Below are 21,491 nucleotides of genomic sequence, written 5' to 3'. Positions count from 1 at the left end.
GGCAATGCAATGTTCCATTATATTAGTTTAATCATCCCAGTTGCTGTATTGCTGCCGAATCTATTATTCTTTGGAATGCCGCCTCGAAATACGCCTACAAATGTACATAGAAAAAGTAATCCCATCTTTACGATAGCTGAATCGATTGGAAGATTTGGTGTTTGTGTGCTCCCTATTTTTTCGGTCATTCAAATTGATAAACCAAATGAAATTTTCTCCCTAATGGGAATGATTGCTTTTCTATTATTATATTATTCAGGGTGGGTACGATATTTTATAAGAAATAGAGATTATCCATTACTTTTCTCGCCGTTAATCGGAATTCCTGTGCCTCTAACTATTGCACCAATTCTATATTTCTTATGTGCTTCGGTCGTTTTGCACTCCTTTTTATTCTTCTTGAGCAGCTTGATCTTGGCAGCAGGACATATTCCTACTAGCCTTCATACCTATCATCAAATTCATCATGATAATAAATAGTCAGAGGTTAGATGAGAAAATTTATATAATGAAGGAAGAAACTATCCTCATATATATGGGGAATTAAATCTTGATGCTGTTATCCAAACCGTTGGATTTGAACCTAATGAAGATGGCTAGATCTCCTTGGTCAACGATTTCGCCATCTTTGTTTATGGCTACTTGTCCAGACAATCAAATCATAAATCCCCAACATCACATGTTAGGGATTTAGTGTTATTTAGGGGCATTCACTAAGAGGGGTTATTCGTTTTATTAGCGTTATTGTTATTCTTGGTGCCTTTACTTTTGTAAGGCTTTGGAGCGCTCTTGGCCCGGTTAGCACTGGCTTGCCAGCGGTTCCAGCCCTTCTTGTCGGTACCTCTTCCAGTTCCTTTACCTTTACTCATCTTATCACCTCAATGCTTCATGAAATATACAACATTCGAAGCCATATGTACAGAAGAACAATATACTTCTTCCTTTATTTACAATTTGATGCGACAATAGCTTAAAAAGACCTGATTAGAAAAAGGAATCTGTTACTCATCATACATACTTTCGGAGGCAGTTATGATTAAATCGATGAAAATTGAAACCAACCGCTTGATAATAAGACCTTATGTTGAAAATGACTTTGAAGCGTCTTTTGCATTGATGCAGAATAAGGACTTGTTTCAATATATGCATATGGATGTTATGTCTATGGATGAGTATAGACATTTATTCAACTGGCTGATTCGCAGCTACGATAAGGGATTGGATGAGAATTTCAAGTATTCTTTTGGGCTTTTCTTAAAGGATTCGAACACGTTTATTGGATGGATTGGTATTGGAGGACTAGACTTCAAGCCTGAAGATAAAGAAATTTATTATTTAATTGGCAAAGAATACTGGGGGAACGGTTATGCTTCTGAGGCTGCTTCACATCTGATACAGTATGGTTTTGAAACAATGAAATTGCAGCGGATTGTAGCAAAAGTTGATCCCCGTAATGTGGCATCCAAAAGAATCATTGAAAAATCAGGTCTCAAGTTTGAATGTATCGTAGATCACTTACCCGAGGAATATAGCGAATGCAATGGAGAACTATTGTACTCAATTTCAGTAGATGAGTGGTGGAGCAAGGGATAGATTTAGAGTTATTGGATATAGGGCTTAGAAAAGGAGAGCATGATGACACAAATCGGATTTGTACGTCATGGTAGTACCAGTTGGAACAAAGAAGGCAGAGCACAGGGATCATCTGATATCCCTTTAGATGAAGAAGGAATGATGCAAGCCAGCAAGTTGGCGGAGCGATTGAGGCATGAGCAGTGGGATTATATATATTCAAGTGATCTTCTTCGAGCTAGACAGACAGCCGAAACGATCGGTGAGCGTCTCGGGATTCACGTTGTAACGGATAGTAGACTGAGAGAAGTTGGAGGAGGATTGATCGAAGGCACGACGGAGCCAGAACGAATTGAGAAGTGGGGTGCAGATTGGCGAGCTCTTGATTTAGGGATCGAGAAGATTGAGGTTGTTGCGTCTCGGGGTAGAGAATGTATCGAAGAAATAGTGGCTCTATATCCTAATGCCAAAATACTAGTCGTTTCGCATGGCGGGTTTATACAATGTATGCTCAAAACGTTGTTATCCGATTACGATGGTACGGGTAAAATTGGTAATACATCCGTAACAACCATTTGCAGTACCGATTCTGGATGGACATGTGAGCTGTTTAATTGTACGAAGCATATATAGGAGAATTTTCTTATGAAATATGAACAGTTCAGAACGTATATTAATGAATTATTCGGTCAATTGCTGATCAATTTTGATGAAGATGATGAGTATGGTTATTGTAACTTTTCTAGTAAAATATATCGAAAAATAGGCTATGCAACGAATATCACGCCAGAAATCATTATGCAAGCTGCAGAGAACAAGGTTGAATTAATTGTAACTCATCATGATGCATGGGATTTTGTTTATGGCATGAAGGAACGATGCATTGAGCTTTTGACAGAAAACAATATCGCTCATTTCTATATTCATTTACCGCTTGATTACGTCAGCTTTGGGACATGCAATTCATTGCTGCATTTACTAGGAGCAGATAAGATTGTTCAGCAATCTCAACATATCGATGGCACCAGCTCGATCGGGATCGGTGAGCTTGAATCGCCTATTTCACTTGATGCTTTGGTAGAGAGAATGACAAATTTACTAGATGAGAAAGTTTATTATCAAAAGTATAACAACCTGCAAATTCGTAGAATCGGCATGGTGACAGGGGCAGGGAATGGGACGAACCAACTAAGGGAAGCTACGAATAGTAATTGCGATGTCTATATAACTGGTGAAAAAAGTCTATACACTGTGCAATACGCCAAGTTTATTCAGATGAATCTAATTGTGGGAAGTCATACGTTCACGGAGATTTTCGGTGTCAGATCGCTGGCGCTCAAGCTTCAAGAGAGATTTCAGGAGATTGAGCTTGTGCAGCTGCACGAAGAGCATATTGAAGTTATGGGTGACTTAAATACTTAACGAAGAGGTGGATACGGTGACAGACTTAGCTAAAGCCATTCAATTAAGAGAAGCGGGACATTTGGAAGAAGCAAGATCCGTATTGCTCAAATTAATAACGTTAGAACCGATCAATCCTTTAGTTTGGTTTCAATGCGCATGGGTTCATGATGCACTCGGAAGTGAGAGTGAGGCAGTCCCTTATTATACGAAAGCGTTAGAACTAGGGTTATTAGGCGAAGAAAGACAAGGAGCCTATTTGGGCTTAGGCAGTACATATCGGGCTTTGGGGTTGTATGATGAGTCGAAATTGTTATTTGAACAAGCGATTCAGGAGTACCCTGACCAAAGAGAATTCCGAATTTTTTATGCAATGGTGCTCTATAATCTAAAAGATTACAGCAAGGCAATGGAGATCGTCTTACAGCAATTATTAGAAACGAGTAATGATACTGGCATCCAATCTTATAGCAGAGCGATCTCATTTTATTCTGATAAGTTGGATCAAACTTGGAAATAAGGAGTAGAACAATATGAAAAGTAAACTAGCTAAACATGTGGATTATACCAAAGATAAGACGTCTGATGAGAGTGCAGAAGAAATAATTGCGATTGTGCAACAATATCGCTTCCAACCGATGACTGAGGAATTTGCGGCGATCATTTGCAAATGGAGGTATCCAGGTGAGTATTCCTTCTATGATATGGAAGAAACCGATGAGGATATAGCTGAATTATTGGAAGGCGACTATTATGCGGCATTAGACTTTAAAGGAGATTTAATCGGTTTTATCTGTAGCGGTAATGCTGCTCGTTTGCCAATTGGACACCAGATTGGCATCTACAATGATCCATCGAAAATAGATATTGGATTGGGTATGAAGCCTGATATTACAGGCAAGGGCAGTGGTCAGCAATTCTTGACACAAGCCATTCATTTTCTCAAAGAACTTTACCCGGCCCACAGCTTCCAGCTTGTCGTTGCCACATTCAATGAGAGAGCGATCAAAGTCTACGAACGTGTTGGATTTGTCAAAGGTATACGCTTTATTAATAAGCGGAATGAACAAGAGATTGAATTTTTGGTGATGAATTTGATGGATTAGGTGTTGCGTAATGAGATTGATTTAAGGAGGATTTGAATGTTGTTCTTTAAAAAATCACCCAAAGAGTCTACTTACGACCAGTTTGATATCATACCTGAGCATATTGCGATTATGATGGATGGGAATGGGCGATGGGCCACAAGAAAAGGAATGCCAAGAACTGCAGGGCATTATGCAGGTATGCAGTCAATGCGAGAAACTATTCGTAATTGTTATACGTTAAAGATCAAATATTTAACTTTATATGCTTTTTCAACGGAAAATTGGGCCAGGCCAATTGAAGAAGTGAATTATCTCGTAAGTTTGCCACAGCTTTTTTTCCAAGATGAGATTCTGAGTGAACTGATCAGCCATAATGTTCAAGTCAAATTTATTGGGAATCTATCGAGATTTCCAGAAAGTATACAGGATATTATGCAAAAGGCTAAAGATTTAACGAGTATGAACACAGGGATGGTATTAAATTTTGCAATGAACTATGGCGGTAAAGCGGAAATTATCCAAGCGATCAAAAGATATGCAGAAGAAAATCAAAATATTGAAGAGCTGGATGAGGATCTATTTGAAAAATATCTATATACAAAAGACTGCCCGTCACCTGATTTAATAATTCGGACCAGCGGGGAACATAGATTGAGTAATTTTTTGTTATGGCAATCTGCCAAATCCGAGCTGTGGTTTACCAAAACATTATGGCCAGATTTTGACTTGTATGCCCTCAAAGAGGCAATAAGTGTGTATCAGAGCAGAAAGTTAGAAGCTATATCCAATTAGATTAAAAAGATCAAATGGAATAAAGGTGAGCATACATAAATGAAATATTATTATGAAGAACATGAACAATCTTACCAGGAAATGAAAGCGAATCAAATAAAAGCATGGGATCAGTATCATGAGCCTGGCAAATATACGTTTGATCATTTTATGATGAGACCGTTTTTGGAAAAAGCGATGGAATTCGTTCAGCTTCAGTCGAAGCAATCTCGCGTGTTTGAATATGGCTGTGGTACAGGGGCTGGAGCATGTTTCTTAGCTGAACGGGGTTTTACGGTTGATGCCATTGATATATCACCAACGGCAATTGAGCTTGCCAAGTCGATGGCAGAAGCACGTCAATTAGCGATTTACTATAAGAATCAAGATTTATTGGAAATGGACCGTTTGGAGCAGGAATATGACCTCATTTTGGATAATTATTGTCTTCAGAGCATTGTAACGGACCAAGATCGCGCCAAGCTATTTGCTGTAATTAGATCAGGGTTAAAGAAGAGTGGTTATTATGTAATTGCAACCGCCATGTTTAATGATGATCGTGTGTATGGTAGAGACTCCTATTATAGTCAAGACACAGGAATGGTATATGATCGAATTGCATCTCCAGAGGATTATCCAGATGCCATGTTTATGGAAAATAGCTGGTGGCTACCAACTCGAAGGCATTTGAAAGCAAATGAATTAAGGGATGAATTGATTCAGGCAGGCTTTTCAATTGTGCTGCAGGACAATGGCAATGTCATATGCAGATTAAATGATTAGGATGTGGGACAATCCGAGTTGTTGAATCAAGTTGTTGGATGCAACCATTCTTTACTATAAGGGGAACGTATGAATTCCAAAAAAATAATTATGCTTATACTAGTTAGCATGATTGTATTAAGTGGTTGCGCTGACAAAGCGAATGTAGCTGCACCAACTCCAAGTAATTCATCTTCAACTTCTGTGAACACCCAACAACCTCAGAGTACGCTAAATGATAAAGAAGCAAACAATGATGCCGTAAAAATAAGTGAAACTCAAGTGGGTAACGATGATAAAACGACGTATTACGGTACATATGGTTTATTTGAAAATTTACCCGTATTAACCCGATCTAATCTAATCGATCAAGATTATAAACAAGAGAGTGATGCTTTTCAGAACTCGACTAATTTCTCCATGGGAGATTGGATTCAACTAGAGGGTAAATATACAGATATCTGGGATAAAGAACTGAATACCATCTACAAGACAGTCCTAGCTAAATTAAATCAGGAACAAAAGGACCTTCTAATTGCTTCACAGAAAGGATGGCTGCAGAACCATTTGAAAGAATCAGAGTTTGTGGAGAGTACTTTTCAAAGTGATAGCGAATACAACATTGGATCGCAGGGGCGCGTAAATGAACAAATCGCAATTAAGAATCGAATAAAGGAGCGAACGCTTCAATTGTTCGAATATGATTACATGTTAGGCGGGACAAGTAAAGTTATTTATAATGGAAAATAGCGAAAGGCACGTGAAGATCAAATTTATGCCGATTGAAGCTGCCTTTGAATCGGAAAATTTTTCGAACCATACTCGAGTTTTGAAAAGGAGAATTGACTATGAATCCCATATTATTAGATTTTCCCACTCAATTCTTTACAGATCGATTATTGATTCGTATGCCTGAAGAAGGCGATGGTAAAGCAGCATATGAAGCAATTCAAGCATCGATTGATGATTTGAAGCCATGGATGCCTTTTGCTAATAAGGAACAGACAGAGGAAACGATTGAATCAAATGCTCGAACCGCTAAGGCGAATTTTATTAAACGTGAGGATTTGAGATTTCATATTTTTCTCAAGGATACACTGCAGTTTATCGGCATATCTGGCTTTCATCATATTAATTGGAATGTTCCCAAGTTCGAAATTGGATACTGGATTGATTCACGTTATAGTGGTAAAGGTTATATAGGCGAAGCTGTGCAAGGAATTACCCAATTTGCATTTACGGAGTTAAAAGCACGTAGGGTCGAAATACGTTGTGATGCGTTGAATCACAAGAGTCGCGCAATTCCTGAGAAAATGGGTTATACATTAGAAGGTATTTTGAAGAATGATGATTTGTCAGCCGATGGTCAAGAAATCAGAGATACTTGCATATACGCCAAAATATAATGATCTATTGATTATGGAGGCTATGATTATGAGATTGTTTAGTTTTGATCAAAGTGCAGGAAATGCAATCGATAAGTACGGCAGCAAAAATTTGGTTATTACACCAATTATGCGTCTGCTAGATAAGCAGTTAGACATCATCCAAATGGCTTGCATGCATTTAGACAAGGATGGTCTTATTGGTGGGCATGAAGCTGTGATCCCCCAGATGTTCATTGTTGTGGATGGCGAAGGTTGGGCAACTGGCGGAGAGGGTATCCGAATTCCGATATCCAAGGGGCAGTTGGTTCTGTGGAATGCAGGAGAGTGGCATGAAGTGTCATCAGAGAACGGGCTATGCGCCATAGTCGTTGAGTCCGATCAACTTGAACCCCTAGAAATAATGAAAGAGATAAGGCTTGAAACAGAATAGGAGATTATAATGACATCGAAGCATTCAGATATTAAAGTCGTTATGTATACCATGTGTATTGTTCAAGATGAAGATCGAATTTTACTTATTAATCGACCCGAGAAACTTGGTATTCCAGGCTGGATTGGACCAGGTGGAAAAGTGGATTTTCCAGAAAGCTTAACAGAAGGAGCTATACGGGAAGTTCGCGAAGAAACAGGACTGATCGTTAAGGATTTAATCTATAAGGGTCTTGATGAATATGTTGATCCACAGAAGAATCACAGATATATGGTGTTTAACTACATAACGAAGACTTTTGAAGGTGAGCTGCTGGAGAATCCGCCCGAAGGAGAGCTTAAGTGGATTCCAATTGATGAAGTAATGGATTACCCGATGCAATCCTGGTTTAAGAGAAGGTTGCCGTTCTTTTTTGAAGAAGGGACTTTTGAAATTTATGAGATTTGGGACGAGGAAGAACAACGAACGATTAAGGAGTCAGTAAAGAGGACTTAACTCATACAATTGATATGCTATGAAATACCCTTTACGAAAGTGAAGTGAATTCAATTGAACATCCAAACAATAAATGAAATTGCGCTCAAAACGATGAGTAAACGCAAATCCCATCTCCGAAGAGAACGTGGATTTATTTATTATCATGGTGAGCGGGTCGGCAAAATCGCCTTGAAATTAAGAGAGAATTTGTTTCCAGATCAGGCATCAATGGATGATATCATCTATGTTGGTTCACTTTTTCATGATGTAACGAAGGGGATTGAGCCGCACAACATAACGGGTGCACATTTAACCACAATCTATTAGGAGAACAATGCTCGAAACAAGAGCTAGAATTAATTTCAGAAGTAATTGAGCAGCATAATCGAAGACAAAGAGATGAACATCCTTTTTATGTAAAAATCGTGCAGGACGCAGATGTACTTGATCACTTCGGCTCATTGGAGATATGGTTAAAGTTCCAAGTTAGCGCACATCGGGAAGAGAACGTGTTCGATGCCATTAATCTGTGGGAGAGCGACGAGACTGCGGAGTACATTCAAAACAACAGAAATGTACTTAATTATGAGTTGTCCAAAGCTATTTTTGATCGAAAAATTTCATTTCAAAAACAATATCAAGAACGCTTCGCCTTAGAGTGCAAGGGTGAGATTTTTTTTGAATAATTAGGGGTTGCTGAAATTATGACTATAGCAAAATCCACCGGTTTGCGACACAGCAACGTCGGGGGATGTGATGGATTGTAAGGGGGGGGTTGGATTTTTTGGAAATTTTATGTTTATTTAAAGTAATTTCTAGGGTATGATTTAAATTAGTTTATGTAGATAATTTATATTTTGGTCAGGGGGATTTTTGTTATGTTAAAAGGCATACAAATTATTAGATTGGGAGTAATTATTACTGCAATTTCATTAATTATCACCCATACTGTAGGTCTTCCTCATGAATTTACAGCGTTTTTTATGGGACTGGGTTGCAGCTTAAGCTTGGTTGGTGCAGGAAAGCGATTTGTTGAGATTCGCGCCTAAGCATTATCTACGATACGGATGATATACCTTTGATTTATGTATGCTTCTAATCACTGACAAAAATAGTGCAAGGCAATTATGAGTTTCGCGACCGTTTGTTGTCGATTACAAATTGAATTAATCTTGTAGTATGAAGAGCTTCAATAATGAGGCTCTTTCATTATCTTTATTGGAGGTTAACATGATAATAGACAAACAAGAGTTTGATGTTAATGGAGTGAATTATATTATAAGATCAGCAGAGGAACAAGATGCCAAAGTGTTATCTGAAATACGTATGCAAATTGATGGAGAGACGGAGAATATGGATCGTGAAAGCGGGGAAGCTTTCATTGATGTGCTTGGGTTTGAACAGCTCATACAGGCGGATTCAGCTAGCCCAAGGAACCTGTTCTTAGTTGCGCAAGTGGATGATCGAATTGTTGGATTCTCAAGATGCCAAGGTAATTCTTTAAAACGATTGGCTCATAAAGTTGAATTTGGAGTCTGTATTTTAAAGGAATTCTGGGGATACGGAATAGGCAAAAATTTGCTAAAAGTATCTATTGATTGGGCTGATACAAATAGCATTACCAAAATCAACTTAAGTGTGTTAGAAACCAATGATAAGGCAATCCGACTGTATCAAAAGCTTGGATTTGAAATAGAAGGCGTATTGAAGAACGACAAAATCCTGTCAGACGGCAAATACTATAACACGATTATGATGGGTAGATTCAATGGACGGAAAGATAGTTAATCCATGAAAGCAAAACTATTTCCTTTAGGAACAATTGATGATTCGTTAATTAAGTTTGTTGTTATTCTAGTTAAGCAAGGTGAGGAGTGGGTTTTATCGAAGCATAAACATCGTGATACATGGGAATTTGCTGGTGGACATCGAGAAGTAGGTGAATCGGTAGACGAATCAGCTGCTAGAGAATTATTCGAAGAAACAGGAGCACTGGAATTTTCTATTACGCCAATCTCAATCTACTCAGTATCGAGAGAAAATGAAAATGAAAGCTTTGGACAGCTATATTTAGCGCAGGTAGATCGATTTGGACCGCTCCCAGAATCTGAGATGGCTGAAATAAAGGCTTTTGAAAAAGTTCCTCACAATTTAACGTATCCTTTCATTTATCCAATTTTAATTCAAGCGGCTTTGGAGCATATGAAATAGGTAAATTTATTGAGATGAGGCAATGACGATGGAAGAAATAAGACGATACACTATACATTACATATATGATTGGTGTTTGCTTGCAGGAACTCCTTTTAAAGAGTGGAGAAGAGAAACAAAAATTGATCGTATAGATGATGGACTAGGTATAGACGAAGTTGAAGAAGAGTATATGGTAAGGATTAATAAGATACTTATATCGTTTTTATAGGGGAAGGGATGTAATTAATGGATAAGTCAGAATTAAGACTTTTACAACTGTTTGATCAGTTCCAAGTAAGAATAACTAGTTTAAACATCGAACAGAAAATCTATACGATAGATAATCTACGAGATATCAAAAGATCTAAACAGGAATGGTGGTACAAAGCAGGAGTATATTATTTTGTACAAGATGGTGTTGTTAAGTATGTTGGAAAAGCTAATCTAGGCACAGGATTGAGGAAGCGAATTTATAATCAAATTGAAGCATTTGGCGAACCGAATAGATGGGATACAGTGATATCTGATCCATCAGTAAAAGTTGGAATGTTTATTTTCCCTGATGATGATTGGCATTGGATCGCTTCGTTGGAATTGATGTTACTGGACAGTATTAGACCAGAAATGTACAAGAGATTACCTTGAAATTGGCATTTGTTAGAAGGAGTCACATATTCTCATGCACCAGCCTGTAATTCTCAATGCGCTGAAGATCATAGATATTCACTTGAATTTTTTGATTTTATGGTGGATTGGTTGAATAGTAATAAGGCATCGTGATCATATAGACCATATTTACATCTATATTCGTTTCTGTTATATTAGTCTGAATATTCTTTTTTGGGTATTTAATTTGAGGTAAAATAGGAGGGGTTACAATGAATCATATTATTAACTATTACAATTCGTTCGACGAATGGGGAAGACTTGATCGGGAGCCACTAGAATACACAGTAAATTTTCATCACATTCAAAGTAATCTCCTGCCTCAAGGCCGCATTTTGGATAATGGAGCGGGACCAGGCAAATATTCTATTAACCTTGCTAAATTAGGCTACCAGATGACATTGACAGATTTAACGCCTAGTCTAGTAGAGATTGCTCGAGATAAAGCAGTTGAAGCAGGTGTTCAGGATCAATTCGATGGATTCCATGCGGCTGATGCCAGAGATCTTAGTCTATTTGGAGACAATCAATTCGATGCGTCCATTATGCTAGGACCACTTTATCATTTGCAGGCGGAAGAAGATCGCACGAAGGCAATTAAGGAATTACATCGTGTTACGAAAAAAGATGGTTACGTTTTTGTAGCCTTTATGTCGAAGACGCGTTTTCTCATAAATTCTTTAACGCGTCCGGAGAATTGGAAGCCTAATCATACTGTTCAAGGGATAACAGAGTTTCTGCGGACTGGGGAATTCAATCATAGTGATGAGGGCAGATTTACGGGAGCTTATTATTTTGATATTCAAGACATTAACCCTCTAATGGAGGCTCATGGATTTGAAACGGTGAAGTTAGTCGGATCTAGCAGCGTAGCAGGAGCTATGGATGATGAACAGTGGAATTATTGGCGCCAAAGAGGAGAAGAGGAATTCCAGGAAATGATGAAGCTGGTGATGAAGGAATCCGAGAATCCTTATATGTTGGGATCATCTTCGCATTTATTGTATATTGGCAAAAAAATTTAATCGTTTAGGAGCATAGATACATGAAGAAAATTCGGGTTGGGATAATTGGAACTGGATTTGGAGCTTCTGTACATGCTCCTATTTTTTCATTACATGAAGGGTTTGAAGTACAAGCTATTACAAGCATTCATCGTGGTCACGCGCATGTGGCAACCCATAATCTAGGGATCCCGAATGTCTATACGGATTGGAAGTCTATGCTGGCACGAGAGCAGCTTGATTTAGTCTGTATTACATCTAGACCACCGCTTCATTATGAAATGGCTCTAGCCTGCTTGCGACAAGGCTTATATATATTGTGCGAGAAACCATTGGGCATGAATGCCGATGAAACTAGAATGCTCTTGAAAGAGCTAGAGGCATCTAATCGACCTGCTTTTGTCAATTTTGAGTGGAGACTCACACCGATCAGACTTAAGATCAAAGAAATGCTAAACAACAAGCAGTTGGGTACCATCCAATCGATAAAATATCAGGGTAGTTTCTCTGGATATAAGAATCTAACTTCGGGGTATAGGGGCTGGGATGGCAGAAGCAGTGACGGAGGGGGACATATATTTGCCGTAGGATCGCATATGCTCGATTCCTTAATGTGGTGGATGAATGAACCTATCGTTGATGTCATCGCTGATCTACGAACGATGGTTCCCTATTATAATGGACAAGATGGAATAGAAGAAAGAGATGCTGAGGATGCGTTTACCATAATCGGACATTTTCGCAGTGGAGCAGCCTTCACGATCGACTTCTTGACCTCTGCAGTACGAGGAGAAGGTTGGAAATTAGAGTTCTATGGGACGGAAGGCACATTAGTTATGGAGAATGATCGAGATTTAAGGGTGAGTTATGGAGGCGATTATCAGCCAATTGCCATAGATACACCAGAACCACCAAGCCAATTATCCTCACCAGCTAATCTTTATTACAGTGCTTTCTACCCAATGGTGGATAATATCTATCAAGCGATTATTCATAAAAAAGTTTCTTCTGACATCCCTACATTTGAAGATGGTCATCGAGTTCAATTGGTCATGGATGCCATATTTCATTCATCGAAAAATCGAGAACAAGTATTAGTGAAAATATAATGGGCATGCGCGTGGCCTTATAAAGCACGCCCTTCAACCTAAATATCATAAGAGAATTCCTCAGGCAATACCCGTTTCAGAAATTGTTGTGTGCGCTCTTCCTTCGGGTGTTCAAAAATTTCTTTCGGTGTGCCTTCCTCGACGATCATACCGCCATCCATGAAAATAACACGGTTAGCTACTTCTTTGGCAAAAGACATTTCATGTGTAACAACTAGCATCGTTGTTCCCTCTCTAGCAATTGTCTTCATGACCGATAAGACTTCACCGACTAATTCGGGGTCTAATGCAGAAGTAGGCTCATCGAATAGAATAATATCGGGGTTCAAAGCTAGAGCACGAGCAATCCCAACTCGCTGCTGCTGCCCACCAGAGAGCTGGCTTGGATAAGCGTCATATTTATCGGAAAGTCCGACCTTATCGAGCTCGGCTTTGGCAATTTGCACAGCCGTTGCTTTGGGTACTTTTCTGCCGATAATGAGTCCTTCTGTTACATTCTCAAGTGCTGTTTTGTTATTGAATAAATTATAGTTTTGAAAAACAAACGCTGTCTTTTGTCTCAGACTGTATATTTGCTTCTTAGATGCGGTACTAAGATTTACCTGTTCATCCCCAAAGCGAGCTTCCCCTTGATCGGCCTGCTCCAGAAAATTAATGCATCTAAGCAGCGTAGTTTTTCCAGAACCGCTCGGTCCAAGAATGACGACTACATCCCCTTTATCAATGGTTAGGTCAACACCCTTCAAAACTTCCTGCTTACCGAAGCATTTATGAATATTGTTAATCGCTAACATATCTGATTCGCCCCCTATTGGCCTCTTATGCAACTGCTGCTTTATATTTGGCAAGACGTTTCTCGTACCATTTGAATCCGTACTCTACGATACTGCAAATAATTAAATAGACGAGGAAAATATCAATGTACGCTTCTAAATAATTGTAACCGACATTGGCTGCTACCTTGGCTTTGAGTGTTATTTCTGGCAAGGACATAGCAAATCCCAGTGATGTCGCCTTAATGAGATTGGTTGTCGTTGTACATAAATTCGGTAGTGCAGAAACTAACGCTTGAGGAAGAATGATTCTGCGGTATGCCTGCACATGGGTAAGACCAGTGGATAGGGCGGCTTCAAGCTGCCCTTTGCTTACCGTATTAAGTGCAGATCGAAAAACTTCGATTAGATTCGCCGTTGTGTACAATGCAAATACGATGAACGCATACCAAATGGGATTCACTTTATACACATCAATGTTGATGCTGTATTTTTCAAAAAAAGATGCTAGCAATAAAGGGACACTGCTGTAAATAATAAAGATTTGAATGATGACAGGCGTACCACGAACGAATGAGACGTACACTCTGGTCAATTGTTTCAATACGGGAACTTGATTAATCCGAGTTAAGGCTCCTAATAATCCAAGTGGAATTGCAACAATTAATGTAACAAGTGTGATTAGTAATGCGGTAGGAGCACCGGATAATGCAATGAAAAATGCTTCTATCAAGAATTCAAAATTGATACCTTCAGACACGGATACTCCTCCTTATACAGTTTTTAAAGATTGTTTGCCTTTACTGAACCATTTCTCCAAGAGGTAGAATAGTCGTTCCAAAATAAAGGAAAGAATCCAATATATAATTGCTAATGCAATGTATATCTCCAGGGCATGTGCATTATAGTTGCTGGCGATGATCAGATTCGCCTTACCAATAACGTCGATTAATCCGATCGTATATGCGAGAGCACCTTCTTTGATTAATGCCAGAAAGCTGTTGCCAAAGTTAGGCAGGGCAATGACCAAAGCCTGCGGGACAATGATTCTCCAATATGCCTGCAATGGGCTTAGCCCTACACTCACAGCGGCTTCAAATTGCCCTTTATCGATAGATTGATAGGAGCTGCGAATCACTTCAGACATAGCGGCTGCGAATTGCAGTGAGAAGGTAATCACAACGAATACGGCTGTACTCCAATCATTCAAATTAATACCGAATGGTTCGAATAGGGCTGGCACACCGTAGAAGATTAAAAAGAGCAGTACGATGGATGGTGTGCATCGGATTAAGGTTGTATAACCATTCGCTAGCTTGCGAGCAAGCCCGTATTTGCTTAGCTTGGCAGCGGCGATTAAGAATCCGAATGCAGTGCCGATGAGTACTGACAGGATTGTCACCCATATCGTTACACTTAAAAAAGGAATGAGTGCTGCGAATGCATCCCCTATATATGCCACATCAAAATATTTGCCCATGATCCCTCAAATCCTTATCGTTTAACTTTATTTAAAACATCAAATAAATCTTTGCCATAGAATTTGACGCTGAGCTCTTCAAGCTTCTTCTCATCTTTCACTTTCTTAATCGCTGTATCATAAGCATCTGCTAGTTCCTGTTCCTTCTTGTTGAATAGCGGCCATGTTTTGATAACGGCAAATTCGTTGTAAACAATATCATTTGCTAGATTATGATAAGGTCCATCTTTATCAACAACTTGCTTCTCAAAAAGCCCCTCAATCATCGCTCCGCCGTCAACACGATTCTCGTTCACCCATTGCACAATATCGATCGAGAAGGTGTCTCCTGCTTTCAGCTTCACTTGATTATTCGGATTTGCTTTATTGTACTCATCAATAATCGCGTACTGCGCATTATTAGCTGCAATTGGAGCAAGCTCTAGGCCAGCCGTGGCAAAATCAGCTAATGTTTTGATATTCTCGTTCTTCTTTTTGACCACAAGTCCCATGCTGCTTAGCCCAAGGAACTCTTTAGGAAAAATAAACTTCTTCGTACGTTCTTCAGTCCAGAAAGCATTCTTAATTCCAATCTGATATTTGCCTTGCTCAACCCCTAGTAGAAGATCATCATTTGATGTTCCAATGAATTCAAATTCATATTGTGGAAGCAATTCATCGACCAAACGCATCGCCTCGACATCGTAGCCAGTCGCTTTGCCATTCTCATCTAACCATGTTATTGGTTTAGATGCTTGATCGTAAGCTACTTTGATTTTACGAACTTCAGAACCTGAACTTGCCTTACTAGTGCCGCAGCCTGCCAACAGAACAAGCAATGATACGCCAATGACAATGTGACTAAACCATTTTTTATTCTTATTCTTTCTCATCTAAATCTCTCCCTGTGTTAAAATTATCCAAATACTAGCACAACTAATCCTACCTGTAAAGTATGAATTTAAATAATATTAAATTTTGCGATAATTTATACCGTATTGAGGAACTAATGTTCTGGTTAGTGTTGGTTTATTATGGTAGAATTAATGTGATAAATGGAGAGTTTAACATTTGGAAACTGGGAGGCTTTATGATATGTCCGGCAACACTGCCTTATTAGTCATTGATGTTCAGGTGGCGATGTTTAACGAGTCTGACCCCGTATTTCAAGGCGAGCTTTTACTGACTAGAATTCAGAAGTTAATCGCGGAGGCTAGGTCAAAGGGAATTCCTATTTTCTACATACAACATAATTCTAGAGCGGGGACACCGCTAGAGCATGGAACAACGGGATGGCATATTCACCAGGCGATTGCTCCCGAACATGATGATATTGTGATTCAGAAGAAAACGCCAGATTCATTTTATCAAACATCACTCCAACAGGAGCTTGATAGCAGAGGGATTCGCAAGCTTGTACTGACTGGAATTCAGACTGAAGTTTGTGTAGATACGACTTGTAGGAATGCTTATAGTCTGGGCTATCATGTTACACTTATTCGAGATGCACATAGTACATGGAATACGGAAGAGCTTACGGCAGCTCAAATTATTAACCATCATAATCGTGTGCTGAGTTGGTTCAGTGACCACAAGAGTAGCGACGAGGATGTATTTGAGTAAGGCGGTATCCTATAAGATTGAGAAAATTAGATATAAAAGGGTGAATCACTTGGGATTACTACATCATATCGAGATTTACGTATCAAACCTTAAACGTTCGGCTGACTTCTGGGGGTGGTTCCTATCAGAGCTTGGTTATTCGCCCTATCAGGAATGGGAAGAAGGTCGTAGTTGGAAATTAGGAGATACTTACCTTGTATTTGTTCAAGCAAAAGAAAAACACTTGGACATGCCATACAATCGTTGTCGTGTAGGACTAAATCACTTGGCATTCCATGCGACTTCGCGAGAACAAGTGGATGAGTTAACTATAAAGGTTCGGTCTATGGGAATGAACGTACTTTACAAAGATAAGCATCCTTTCGCAGGTGGAGAACATTATTATGCTTTGTTTTTCGAAGATCCCGACCGAATAAAAGTCGAGTTAGTGGCACCTTAAAATGACTAGACATGTTTCTCAAACTATCTAATAGAAGGAGATTCTATGTATGCCCCATATTGATAACTCAGATAAATATAAACCAACAATCGTTGAGACGATGCGTGCTGTTGCTTCGTCTCATCAATTTGAATTTTCGTGTACGGATTCAATTGGTAGATTGTTGCGAACGCTAGTAGGTCAGATTACCTCTGGTAGTATTTTGGAGATTGGAACCGGTTATGGTGTAGGTGCAGCTTGGATCATTTCAGCTTTAAGTCAGGATGTATCCTTCTATACAGTGGATATTCTGAAAAAGCGGATTGCAGTTGCTAAGTCCTATCTTGAACAGTCCAATGTTACCTTTATTACAGGAGATTGGAAAGAAGCTGCTTTATATGGTCCGTATAAGTTTATTTTCGCAGATGTGAGTAGCGCAAAGCAGGGAGAGGCTGATCAATTAGTCGAGCTTGTTGAACCTGGCGGGATTGTCTTGATTGATGATCTAACGCCTGAGGAATATTGGCCAGTAGAATGGCAAGGGAAACCAGATGCTCTTCGAGAATACTGGCTGAATCATTCGCACTTTGAAGCCCAAGAACTTCGATTATCTCCAAGAGAAGCTTGTATTATAGCAACTCGAAACAAGTAAATGTCATGAACGAAAGGTGTGTATAAATGAAAATTACTTTAGATATTACCAAGGAAGATTATTGGAAGTTTAATAAGTATACTTTGTTAAAAATGCCGAAATATCGAACCAAAACCTACTTTAGTTTGATCGTTTCCCCTCTCTTCATCGTTATACTATTAAACTTCATAGTTCATAATTGGGCTTATGCAATTGTTGCAGGATTAATATCAGGAGTATTAGCTAACATTTATGTAATTTTTTCTATGAAGAGAAAAATAATGAAATTAGTTGATAACAGCCCTGGAATTATAGGCGAGCATATTGTTGAAGTTAATGCCAGTGGCTTACACGGCTCAACTTCTGTAAACAATTCACAATACCTGTGGGATGGTGTTCAAGAACTAAGACAGAATCAGGAATACATCTATATTTATGTCAATAACATTCAAGGGTTTATCATTCCTAAGAGATCGTTCTCGAACAAAGCAGAAGAGAATGAATTTATTCGAGCGGTCATGGAGAATTGGAAGAATCGAACTTTAGTGCGATAAGGCTTCAAAAATACAAAAAAAATAGGTTATAATGGATACTCAAGAAGAAATGATTTCACCGTCATTATGGACGGATGCGTTTCTTAAGGTATTACTTAGAATTTATGATACCAAATGTTATAAATTCTATAATACGGACAAAAATTATCGAAAGTGGGAACATGGTATGGGCCGCAAGTGGAATAATATTAAAGAAAAAAAAGCCTCCAAAGATGCAAACACAAGTCGAATTTATGCTAAGTTCGGTCTTGAAATTTATGTAGCAGCAAGAAAAGGTGAACCCGACCCGGAAGCTAACCGTGCTCTGAAGGTTGTATTAGAACGTGCCAAGACGTACAATGTGCCTAAAGCAATCATTGATCGTGCAATTGATAAAGCAAAAGGCAGTTCAGATGAAATTTATGAAGAGCTTCGTTATGAAGGCTTTGGACCGAATGGTTCAATGGTGATCGTAGATGCTCTGACGAATAATGTGAACCGTACTGCTTCAAGCGTTAGAGCCGCTTTTAGCAAAAATGGTGGTAATATGGGTGTCAGCGGGTCTGTAGCATACATGTTTGATGCAACAGCCGTTATCGGTGTTGAAGGCAAAACAATAGATGAAGTTATGGAGCTTATGATCGAAGCAGATGTTGACGTTCGTGACATTGTGGAAGAAGAAGATAATGTGTTGGTATACGCTGAACCAGACCAATTCTATGCTGTACAAGAAGCATTCAAGAATGCGGGGGTTACTGAGTTTACCGTTGCTGAGCTAACAATGCTTGCACAGAATTACGTAACACTTTCAGATGGACAAGCTCAATTCGATAAAATGATCGATGCATTAGAAGATTTAGAAGATGTTCAACAAGTTTATCACAACGTAGACGACGAAGAATAATCTTCTTGTGAGAAGCCGCAATACTTTGCGGCTTCTTATTATATACATATGCAATAAAAAAAAGGAGATGAGTCCCTTATGCCGATACGGTATACAGATGAAGCTGCAAACGTAGAACAGCTTTACGAGCTATATGAGGATCTTGGCTGGAACGAATATCTGAAATTATCACCAGAGGTCTTGCATCGAGCCATAATGCAAAGTGGCATAACAATGAATGCCTATAACGGAGATCAATTGGTTGGTACAGGTAGAGTAATAACAGATGGATATATTAATGCTTATTTGTGTGGTGTTGGAGTTCAACCGGACTATCAGCGGCAAGGGATTGGAAGTGAATTAATTAATAGATTAGTTCAGAAATGCAAGGAGACGAATTTGCATGTTCAACTCTTCTGCTCTGAAGATAACATGCCATTTTATCATAAGTTTGACTTTAAGGAATTTGCGATTGGAATGAAGCTATCCTAACAATATGGAGGGTTGAAATGGAAAGTATCGTTCAATATTATGAAATTGTTGATGAAGAGCTTCGCTTCAAGCGAAATTCCAGAAAAATCGAATTTATTACGAGCATCTATGCATTAACAGCGCTGATCCCAGAGAAATCGAAAATACTGGATTTAGGTGCTGGGACTGGGGTGTATTCTTTTCATTTTGCAGAACAAGGTCATAAGGTTACTGCGCTTGATTTAACTCCTAGAAATATTGAAGCTATTCATACCAAAATAATGCATCAAGAAGGAATTCAATTAGAGGCTGTAGTGGGTGACGCGACTGATCTAACCAGATTTGATTCAGGTACTTTTGACGTTGTCCTCTGCTTTGGGCCTTATTACCATATTATTGATTCTGATAGGCAAACCAAGCTGATTGAAGAATCATTGAGAGTTCTGCGTGAGGGAGGAATTCTAGCAATTGCATATATCAATAAATTCTCTGTCGTACCTATGCTAGCTAAGAAGATTCCTGAGTACCTAACGAAAAGCACCATCAATAAAGTGATCTCTGATGGCAATTTGAAAGGTAATGACCCTGATTCTTTCTGGATTGATTCACACTACACCAGTCCTGCTGAGGTAGAATCTCTTATGAATGCATATCCCATACGGATGATCGATCATTTAGGAACAGATGGCTTAAGCCATACGCTCAGTGAGGAGATTGATAAACTTTCTGAGGAGCAGTATCAAACTTGGATGGAATATCATTTATCAACGTGTAGAGAAGCTAGTATACTTGGAATAAGCAGTCATGGATTATATATTTGTTTTAAATTATGAGCATATATTACATAGCTAGTGGAGGAAGATAAAATTAGGATGAAAACTAGATTGATGTCAACTGCTTTTCTAAGTAATCGTACTAATATGCTGATGTTAAAGCGTAATGCAGATCGTAAGCTTGCTCCAGGATTATGGACTGGGGTGGGCGGACATATAGAGCCTGAGGAAATGAATGATCCTGAGCGAGCATGTATTCGAGAAATACTAGAAGAAACAGGAATATCATCCGATGAGTTAATTGATCTAACCTTCAAGTATCAACTCATCCGAATCAAAGAGACTGAAATTAGAGTTCAGTACGTGTACTTTGGCAAGACCTTAAAGAACCATTTAATAACGAATGACGAAGGCGAATTGCACTGGATTGACATTGAAAGTCTACTTTCCTTAGAACTACCTTGGACTATAAGAGCTATGCTGACGCATTATTTGACAACAGGAATGAATACGAATGATCCATATGTGGGTGTCCTAACAATCAATCCAGAAGGTTCGCCTGTTATGGAGTGGTCATCGCTAAAGGACCCAATCGTAGTGTAAAAAGGAGAATTCTCCGCTTTAGAAAGGAAGTAAAGTATATGGATTGTTTGGGCTGTAGAATAGTGAATCAAATCGAAATGGAAGTCAATATTGTTTATGAAAACGACTATGTGGTTTGTTTACTCGACATTGCGCCGTTTAATGATGGTCATATATTGATCATGCCAAAACAGCATTATCTCGATCTGGATGAAATAGATGAAGTGACTCGAAATGAAATAATGAACGCTGCAGTCAAAATGTCGAAGCTGCTTAAGAAAGTTATGCAACCCGATGGCATTACTTGCTGTCAAAATGGCGGAATTTTCAATGATCTTGCGCATTACCATATGCATGTGATACCGAGATTTTCTGGAGATGGATTCAGTTGGTCTGATCCGAAGGATGATTTCAAGACGAGTCGGACTCTTAAAGATATTAAACAGATGTTGATCGCGGGATTAGTATAAGGCATAAGGGAAAG

At 38.9% G+C, this 21,491-nt stretch carries 34 protein-coding genes; 29 read left to right on the top strand and 5 right to left on the bottom strand.

Features of this window, described 5'->3' with window-relative positions; translation table 11 throughout:
• Nucleotides 1-9 precede the first annotated feature (9 nt).
• Complete coding sequence (locus E0485_RS05370; protein ID WP_132416954.1) at nucleotides 10-480, top strand: hypothetical protein; 471 nt, start codon at nucleotides 10-12, stop codon at nucleotides 478-480.
• Nucleotides 481-713: 233 nt separating this feature from the next.
• Here E0485_RS05370 and E0485_RS05360 read toward each other — a convergent pair whose 3' ends face one another.
• Nucleotides 714-869 carry a DUF3934 domain-containing protein gene (locus tag E0485_RS05360; RefSeq protein WP_132416953.1) on the bottom strand — a complete coding sequence of 52 codons (156 nt, stop codon included), beginning with the start codon at nucleotides 867-869 and terminating at the stop codon, nucleotides 714-716.
• A gap of 163 nt (nucleotides 870-1,032) precedes the next feature.
• Between E0485_RS05360 and E0485_RS05355 the strand changes: the two genes are divergently transcribed.
• From E0485_RS05355 to E0485_RS05270, 19 genes are all read left to right on the top strand, one after another.
• Entirely contained in the window at nucleotides 1,033-1,593 is a 561-nt protein-coding gene (locus E0485_RS05355; RefSeq protein WP_132416952.1) for a GNAT family N-acetyltransferase, read from the top strand.
• Between the two features lie 42 nt (nucleotides 1,594-1,635).
• Nucleotides 1,636-2,205, top strand: a complete 570-nt coding sequence (locus E0485_RS05350) for a histidine phosphatase family protein (protein WP_132417150.1) — start codon at nucleotides 1,636-1,638, stop codon at nucleotides 2,203-2,205.
• A 12-nt stretch (nucleotides 2,206-2,217) separates the two neighbouring features.
• A complete protein-coding gene (locus E0485_RS05345; RefSeq protein ID WP_132416951.1) occupies nucleotides 2,218-2,994 on the top strand; it encodes a Nif3-like dinuclear metal center hexameric protein in 777 nt (258 codons plus the stop codon).
• 16 nt (nucleotides 2,995-3,010) lie between these two features.
• Nucleotides 3,011-3,493, top strand: a complete 483-nt coding sequence (locus E0485_RS05340; RefSeq protein WP_132416950.1) for a tetratricopeptide repeat protein — start codon at nucleotides 3,011-3,013, stop codon at nucleotides 3,491-3,493.
• A gap of 13 nt (nucleotides 3,494-3,506) precedes the next feature.
• Nucleotides 3,507-4,079, top strand: coding sequence for a GNAT family N-acetyltransferase (locus E0485_RS05335; RefSeq protein ID WP_235857436.1), 573 nt, complete (start codon nucleotides 3,507-3,509; stop codon nucleotides 4,077-4,079).
• A 36-nt stretch (nucleotides 4,080-4,115) separates the two neighbouring features.
• A complete protein-coding gene (locus E0485_RS05330) occupies nucleotides 4,116-4,853 on the top strand; it encodes an isoprenyl transferase (protein WP_132416949.1) in 738 nt (245 codons plus the stop codon).
• A 39-nt stretch (nucleotides 4,854-4,892) separates the two neighbouring features.
• On the top strand, nucleotides 4,893-5,615 hold the full coding sequence (locus E0485_RS05325) for a class I SAM-dependent methyltransferase (RefSeq protein WP_132416948.1): 723 nt from the start codon (nucleotides 4,893-4,895) through the stop codon (nucleotides 5,613-5,615).
• A 69-nt stretch (nucleotides 5,616-5,684) separates the two neighbouring features.
• Nucleotides 5,685-6,344 (top strand): lysozyme inhibitor LprI family protein, encoded by a 660-nt coding sequence (locus tag E0485_RS05320; protein WP_132416947.1) that lies wholly within the window; start codon nucleotides 5,685-5,687, stop codon nucleotides 6,342-6,344.
• Between the two features lie 98 nt (nucleotides 6,345-6,442).
• Nucleotides 6,443-7,000, top strand: coding sequence for a GNAT family N-acetyltransferase (locus tag E0485_RS05315; RefSeq protein ID WP_132416946.1), 558 nt, complete (start codon nucleotides 6,443-6,445; stop codon nucleotides 6,998-7,000).
• Nucleotides 7,001-7,028: 28 nt separating this feature from the next.
• Entirely contained in the window at nucleotides 7,029-7,412 is a 384-nt protein-coding gene (locus E0485_RS05310; RefSeq protein ID WP_132416945.1) for a cupin domain-containing protein, read from the top strand.
• Nucleotides 7,413-7,421: 9 nt separating this feature from the next.
• Nucleotides 7,422-7,907, top strand: a complete 486-nt coding sequence (locus tag E0485_RS05305) for an NUDIX domain-containing protein (RefSeq protein WP_132416944.1) — start codon at nucleotides 7,422-7,424, stop codon at nucleotides 7,905-7,907.
• 54 nt (nucleotides 7,908-7,961) lie between these two features.
• Nucleotides 7,962-8,216, top strand: coding sequence for an HD domain-containing protein (locus tag E0485_RS05300; protein ID WP_132416943.1), 255 nt, complete (start codon nucleotides 7,962-7,964; stop codon nucleotides 8,214-8,216).
• A 551-nt stretch (nucleotides 8,217-8,767) separates the two neighbouring features.
• On the top strand, nucleotides 8,768-8,938 hold the full coding sequence (locus E0485_RS25005; RefSeq protein WP_165921081.1) for a hypothetical protein: 171 nt from the start codon (nucleotides 8,768-8,770) through the stop codon (nucleotides 8,936-8,938).
• Between the two features lie 181 nt (nucleotides 8,939-9,119).
• Nucleotides 9,120-9,677 (top strand): GNAT family N-acetyltransferase, encoded by a 558-nt coding sequence (locus E0485_RS05295; protein WP_132416942.1) that lies wholly within the window; start codon nucleotides 9,120-9,122, stop codon nucleotides 9,675-9,677.
• A gap of 3 nt (nucleotides 9,678-9,680) precedes the next feature.
• Complete coding sequence (locus E0485_RS05290) at nucleotides 9,681-10,100, top strand: NUDIX hydrolase (RefSeq protein ID WP_132416941.1); 420 nt, start codon at nucleotides 9,681-9,683, stop codon at nucleotides 10,098-10,100.
• A gap of 28 nt (nucleotides 10,101-10,128) precedes the next feature.
• Entirely contained in the window at nucleotides 10,129-10,311 is a 183-nt protein-coding gene (locus tag E0485_RS05285) for a hypothetical protein (RefSeq protein ID WP_132416940.1), read from the top strand.
• A gap of 17 nt (nucleotides 10,312-10,328) precedes the next feature.
• Nucleotides 10,329-10,727 carry a GIY-YIG nuclease family protein gene (locus E0485_RS05280; RefSeq protein ID WP_132416939.1) on the top strand — a complete coding sequence of 133 codons (399 nt, stop codon included), beginning with the start codon at nucleotides 10,329-10,331 and terminating at the stop codon, nucleotides 10,725-10,727.
• Nucleotides 10,728-10,960: 233 nt separating this feature from the next.
• Entirely contained in the window at nucleotides 10,961-11,773 is an 813-nt protein-coding gene (locus tag E0485_RS05275; RefSeq protein ID WP_132416938.1) for a class I SAM-dependent methyltransferase, read from the top strand.
• A gap of 20 nt (nucleotides 11,774-11,793) precedes the next feature.
• A complete protein-coding gene (locus tag E0485_RS05270; protein WP_132416937.1) occupies nucleotides 11,794-12,861 on the top strand; it encodes a Gfo/Idh/MocA family protein in 1,068 nt (355 codons plus the stop codon).
• 38 nt (nucleotides 12,862-12,899) lie between these two features.
• On the opposite strand, the gene E0485_RS05265 is transcribed toward E0485_RS05270, so the two are convergent.
• From E0485_RS05265 to E0485_RS05250, 4 genes are read right to left on the bottom strand one after another with little or no spacing between them, the layout of a single operon-like run.
• On the bottom strand, nucleotides 12,900-13,655 hold the full coding sequence (locus tag E0485_RS05265; RefSeq protein WP_132416936.1) for an amino acid ABC transporter ATP-binding protein: 756 nt from the start codon (nucleotides 13,653-13,655) through the stop codon (nucleotides 12,900-12,902).
• 25 nt (nucleotides 13,656-13,680) lie between these two features.
• Nucleotides 13,681-14,394, bottom strand: coding sequence for an amino acid ABC transporter permease (locus E0485_RS05260; protein WP_235857435.1), 714 nt, complete (start codon nucleotides 14,392-14,394; stop codon nucleotides 13,681-13,683).
• 12 nt (nucleotides 14,395-14,406) lie between these two features.
• On the bottom strand, nucleotides 14,407-15,114 hold the full coding sequence (locus E0485_RS05255; RefSeq protein WP_132416935.1) for an amino acid ABC transporter permease: 708 nt from the start codon (nucleotides 15,112-15,114) through the stop codon (nucleotides 14,407-14,409).
• A 14-nt stretch (nucleotides 15,115-15,128) separates the two neighbouring features.
• Nucleotides 15,129-15,986 (bottom strand): transporter substrate-binding domain-containing protein, encoded by an 858-nt coding sequence (locus E0485_RS05250; protein ID WP_132416934.1) that lies wholly within the window; start codon nucleotides 15,984-15,986, stop codon nucleotides 15,129-15,131.
• A 202-nt stretch (nucleotides 15,987-16,188) separates the two neighbouring features.
• On the opposite strand from E0485_RS05250, the gene E0485_RS05245 reads away from it, so the two are divergent.
• The 9 genes from E0485_RS05245 (at nucleotide 16,189) to E0485_RS05205 (ending at nucleotide 21,477) form a co-directional block, all read left to right on the top strand.
• Nucleotides 16,189-16,716 carry a cysteine hydrolase family protein gene (locus tag E0485_RS05245; protein WP_132416933.1) on the top strand — a complete coding sequence of 176 codons (528 nt, stop codon included), beginning with the start codon at nucleotides 16,189-16,191 and terminating at the stop codon, nucleotides 16,714-16,716.
• Nucleotides 16,717-16,765: 49 nt separating this feature from the next.
• The gene (locus tag E0485_RS05240) at nucleotides 16,766-17,155 is read left to right on the top strand and encodes a VOC family protein (RefSeq protein WP_235857433.1); all 390 of its coding nucleotides are present in this window, start codon (nucleotides 16,766-16,768) and stop codon (nucleotides 17,153-17,155) included.
• 49 nt (nucleotides 17,156-17,204) lie between these two features.
• On the top strand, nucleotides 17,205-17,786 hold the full coding sequence (locus E0485_RS05235; RefSeq protein ID WP_132416931.1) for an O-methyltransferase: 582 nt from the start codon (nucleotides 17,205-17,207) through the stop codon (nucleotides 17,784-17,786).
• 26 nt (nucleotides 17,787-17,812) lie between these two features.
• Nucleotides 17,813-18,319 carry a YcxB family protein gene (locus E0485_RS05230; protein ID WP_132416930.1) on the top strand — a complete coding sequence of 169 codons (507 nt, stop codon included), beginning with the start codon at nucleotides 17,813-17,815 and terminating at the stop codon, nucleotides 18,317-18,319.
• Nucleotides 18,320-18,485: 166 nt separating this feature from the next.
• Complete coding sequence (locus tag E0485_RS05225) at nucleotides 18,486-19,202, top strand: YebC/PmpR family DNA-binding transcriptional regulator (RefSeq protein WP_132417147.1); 717 nt, start codon at nucleotides 18,486-18,488, stop codon at nucleotides 19,200-19,202.
• Between the two features lie 78 nt (nucleotides 19,203-19,280).
• Complete coding sequence (locus E0485_RS05220) at nucleotides 19,281-19,673, top strand: GNAT family N-acetyltransferase (RefSeq protein ID WP_132416929.1); 393 nt, start codon at nucleotides 19,281-19,283, stop codon at nucleotides 19,671-19,673.
• A 17-nt stretch (nucleotides 19,674-19,690) separates the two neighbouring features.
• On the top strand, nucleotides 19,691-20,485 hold the full coding sequence (locus E0485_RS05215) for a class I SAM-dependent methyltransferase (protein ID WP_132416928.1): 795 nt from the start codon (nucleotides 19,691-19,693) through the stop codon (nucleotides 20,483-20,485).
• A gap of 39 nt (nucleotides 20,486-20,524) precedes the next feature.
• The gene (locus E0485_RS05210) at nucleotides 20,525-21,028 is read left to right on the top strand and encodes an NUDIX domain-containing protein (protein WP_132416927.1); all 504 of its coding nucleotides are present in this window, start codon (nucleotides 20,525-20,527) and stop codon (nucleotides 21,026-21,028) included.
• A 38-nt stretch (nucleotides 21,029-21,066) separates the two neighbouring features.
• Nucleotides 21,067-21,477, top strand: coding sequence for an HIT family protein (locus tag E0485_RS05205; protein WP_132416926.1), 411 nt, complete (start codon nucleotides 21,067-21,069; stop codon nucleotides 21,475-21,477).
• Nucleotides 21,478-21,491 lie beyond the last annotated feature (14 nt).

It is taken from the genome of Paenibacillus albiflavus, assembly GCF_004344915.1.
GTDB classification, from domain to species: Bacteria; Bacillota; Bacilli; order Paenibacillales; family NBRC-103111; genus Paenibacillus_AM; species Paenibacillus_AM albiflavus.
This window is presented reverse-complemented; position numbering and strand designations above follow the sequence as displayed.

What these genes read in the sequence shown, in the direction of transcription:
- E0485_RS05370 (WP_132416954.1), top strand. Translation starts at nt 10, where the DNA reads ATGTTCCATTATATTAGTTTAATCATCCCAGTTGCTGTATTGCTGCCG.
- E0485_RS05360 (WP_132416953.1), bottom strand. Translation starts at nt 869, where the DNA reads ATGAGTAAAGGTAAAGGAACTGGAAGAGGTACCGACAAGAAGGGCTGG.
- E0485_RS05355 (WP_132416952.1), top strand. Translation starts at nt 1,033, where the DNA reads ATGATTAAATCGATGAAAATTGAAACCAACCGCTTGATAATAAGACCT.
- E0485_RS05350 (WP_132417150.1), top strand. Translation starts at nt 1,636, where the DNA reads ATGACACAAATCGGATTTGTACGTCATGGTAGTACCAGTTGGAACAAA.
- E0485_RS05345 (WP_132416951.1), top strand. Translation starts at nt 2,218, where the DNA reads ATGAAATATGAACAGTTCAGAACGTATATTAATGAATTATTCGGTCAA.
- E0485_RS05335 (WP_235857436.1), top strand. Translation starts at nt 3,507, where the DNA reads ATGAAAAGTAAACTAGCTAAACATGTGGATTATACCAAAGATAAGACG.
- E0485_RS05330 (WP_132416949.1), top strand. Translation starts at nt 4,116, where the DNA reads ATGTTGTTCTTTAAAAAATCACCCAAAGAGTCTACTTACGACCAGTTT.
- E0485_RS05325 (WP_132416948.1), top strand. Translation starts at nt 4,893, where the DNA reads ATGAAATATTATTATGAAGAACATGAACAATCTTACCAGGAAATGAAA.
- E0485_RS05320 (WP_132416947.1), top strand. Translation starts at nt 5,685, where the DNA reads ATGAATTCCAAAAAAATAATTATGCTTATACTAGTTAGCATGATTGTA.
- E0485_RS05315 (WP_132416946.1), top strand. Translation starts at nt 6,443, where the DNA reads ATGAATCCCATATTATTAGATTTTCCCACTCAATTCTTTACAGATCGA.
- E0485_RS05310 (WP_132416945.1), top strand. Translation starts at nt 7,029, where the DNA reads ATGAGATTGTTTAGTTTTGATCAAAGTGCAGGAAATGCAATCGATAAG.
- E0485_RS05305 (WP_132416944.1), top strand. Translation starts at nt 7,422, where the DNA reads ATGACATCGAAGCATTCAGATATTAAAGTCGTTATGTATACCATGTGT.
- E0485_RS25005 (WP_165921081.1), top strand. Translation starts at nt 8,768, where the DNA reads ATGTTAAAAGGCATACAAATTATTAGATTGGGAGTAATTATTACTGCA.
- E0485_RS05295 (WP_132416942.1), top strand. Translation starts at nt 9,120, where the DNA reads ATGATAATAGACAAACAAGAGTTTGATGTTAATGGAGTGAATTATATT.
- E0485_RS05290 (WP_132416941.1), top strand. Translation starts at nt 9,681, where the DNA reads ATGAAAGCAAAACTATTTCCTTTAGGAACAATTGATGATTCGTTAATT.
- E0485_RS05285 (WP_132416940.1), top strand. Translation starts at nt 10,129, where the DNA reads ATGGAAGAAATAAGACGATACACTATACATTACATATATGATTGGTGT.
- E0485_RS05280 (WP_132416939.1), top strand. Translation starts at nt 10,329, where the DNA reads ATGGATAAGTCAGAATTAAGACTTTTACAACTGTTTGATCAGTTCCAA.
- E0485_RS05275 (WP_132416938.1), top strand. Translation starts at nt 10,961, where the DNA reads ATGAATCATATTATTAACTATTACAATTCGTTCGACGAATGGGGAAGA.
- E0485_RS05270 (WP_132416937.1), top strand. Translation starts at nt 11,794, where the DNA reads ATGAAGAAAATTCGGGTTGGGATAATTGGAACTGGATTTGGAGCTTCT.
- E0485_RS05265 (WP_132416936.1), bottom strand. Translation starts at nt 13,655, where the DNA reads ATGTTAGCGATTAACAATATTCATAAATGCTTCGGTAAGCAGGAAGTT.
- E0485_RS05255 (WP_132416935.1), bottom strand. Translation starts at nt 15,114, where the DNA reads ATGGGCAAATATTTTGATGTGGCATATATAGGGGATGCATTCGCAGCA.
- E0485_RS05250 (WP_132416934.1), bottom strand. Translation starts at nt 15,986, where the DNA reads ATGAGAAAGAATAAGAATAAAAAATGGTTTAGTCACATTGTCATTGGC.
- E0485_RS05245 (WP_132416933.1), top strand. Translation starts at nt 16,189, where the DNA reads ATGTCCGGCAACACTGCCTTATTAGTCATTGATGTTCAGGTGGCGATG.
- E0485_RS05235 (WP_132416931.1), top strand. Translation starts at nt 17,205, where the DNA reads ATGCCCCATATTGATAACTCAGATAAATATAAACCAACAATCGTTGAG.
- E0485_RS05230 (WP_132416930.1), top strand. Translation starts at nt 17,813, where the DNA reads ATGAAAATTACTTTAGATATTACCAAGGAAGATTATTGGAAGTTTAAT.
- E0485_RS05225 (WP_132417147.1), top strand. Translation starts at nt 18,486, where the DNA reads ATGGGCCGCAAGTGGAATAATATTAAAGAAAAAAAAGCCTCCAAAGAT.
- E0485_RS05220 (WP_132416929.1), top strand. Translation starts at nt 19,281, where the DNA reads ATGCCGATACGGTATACAGATGAAGCTGCAAACGTAGAACAGCTTTAC.
- E0485_RS05215 (WP_132416928.1), top strand. Translation starts at nt 19,691, where the DNA reads ATGGAAAGTATCGTTCAATATTATGAAATTGTTGATGAAGAGCTTCGC.
- E0485_RS05210 (WP_132416927.1), top strand. Translation starts at nt 20,525, where the DNA reads ATGAAAACTAGATTGATGTCAACTGCTTTTCTAAGTAATCGTACTAAT.
- E0485_RS05205 (WP_132416926.1), top strand. Translation starts at nt 21,067, where the DNA reads ATGGATTGTTTGGGCTGTAGAATAGTGAATCAAATCGAAATGGAAGTC.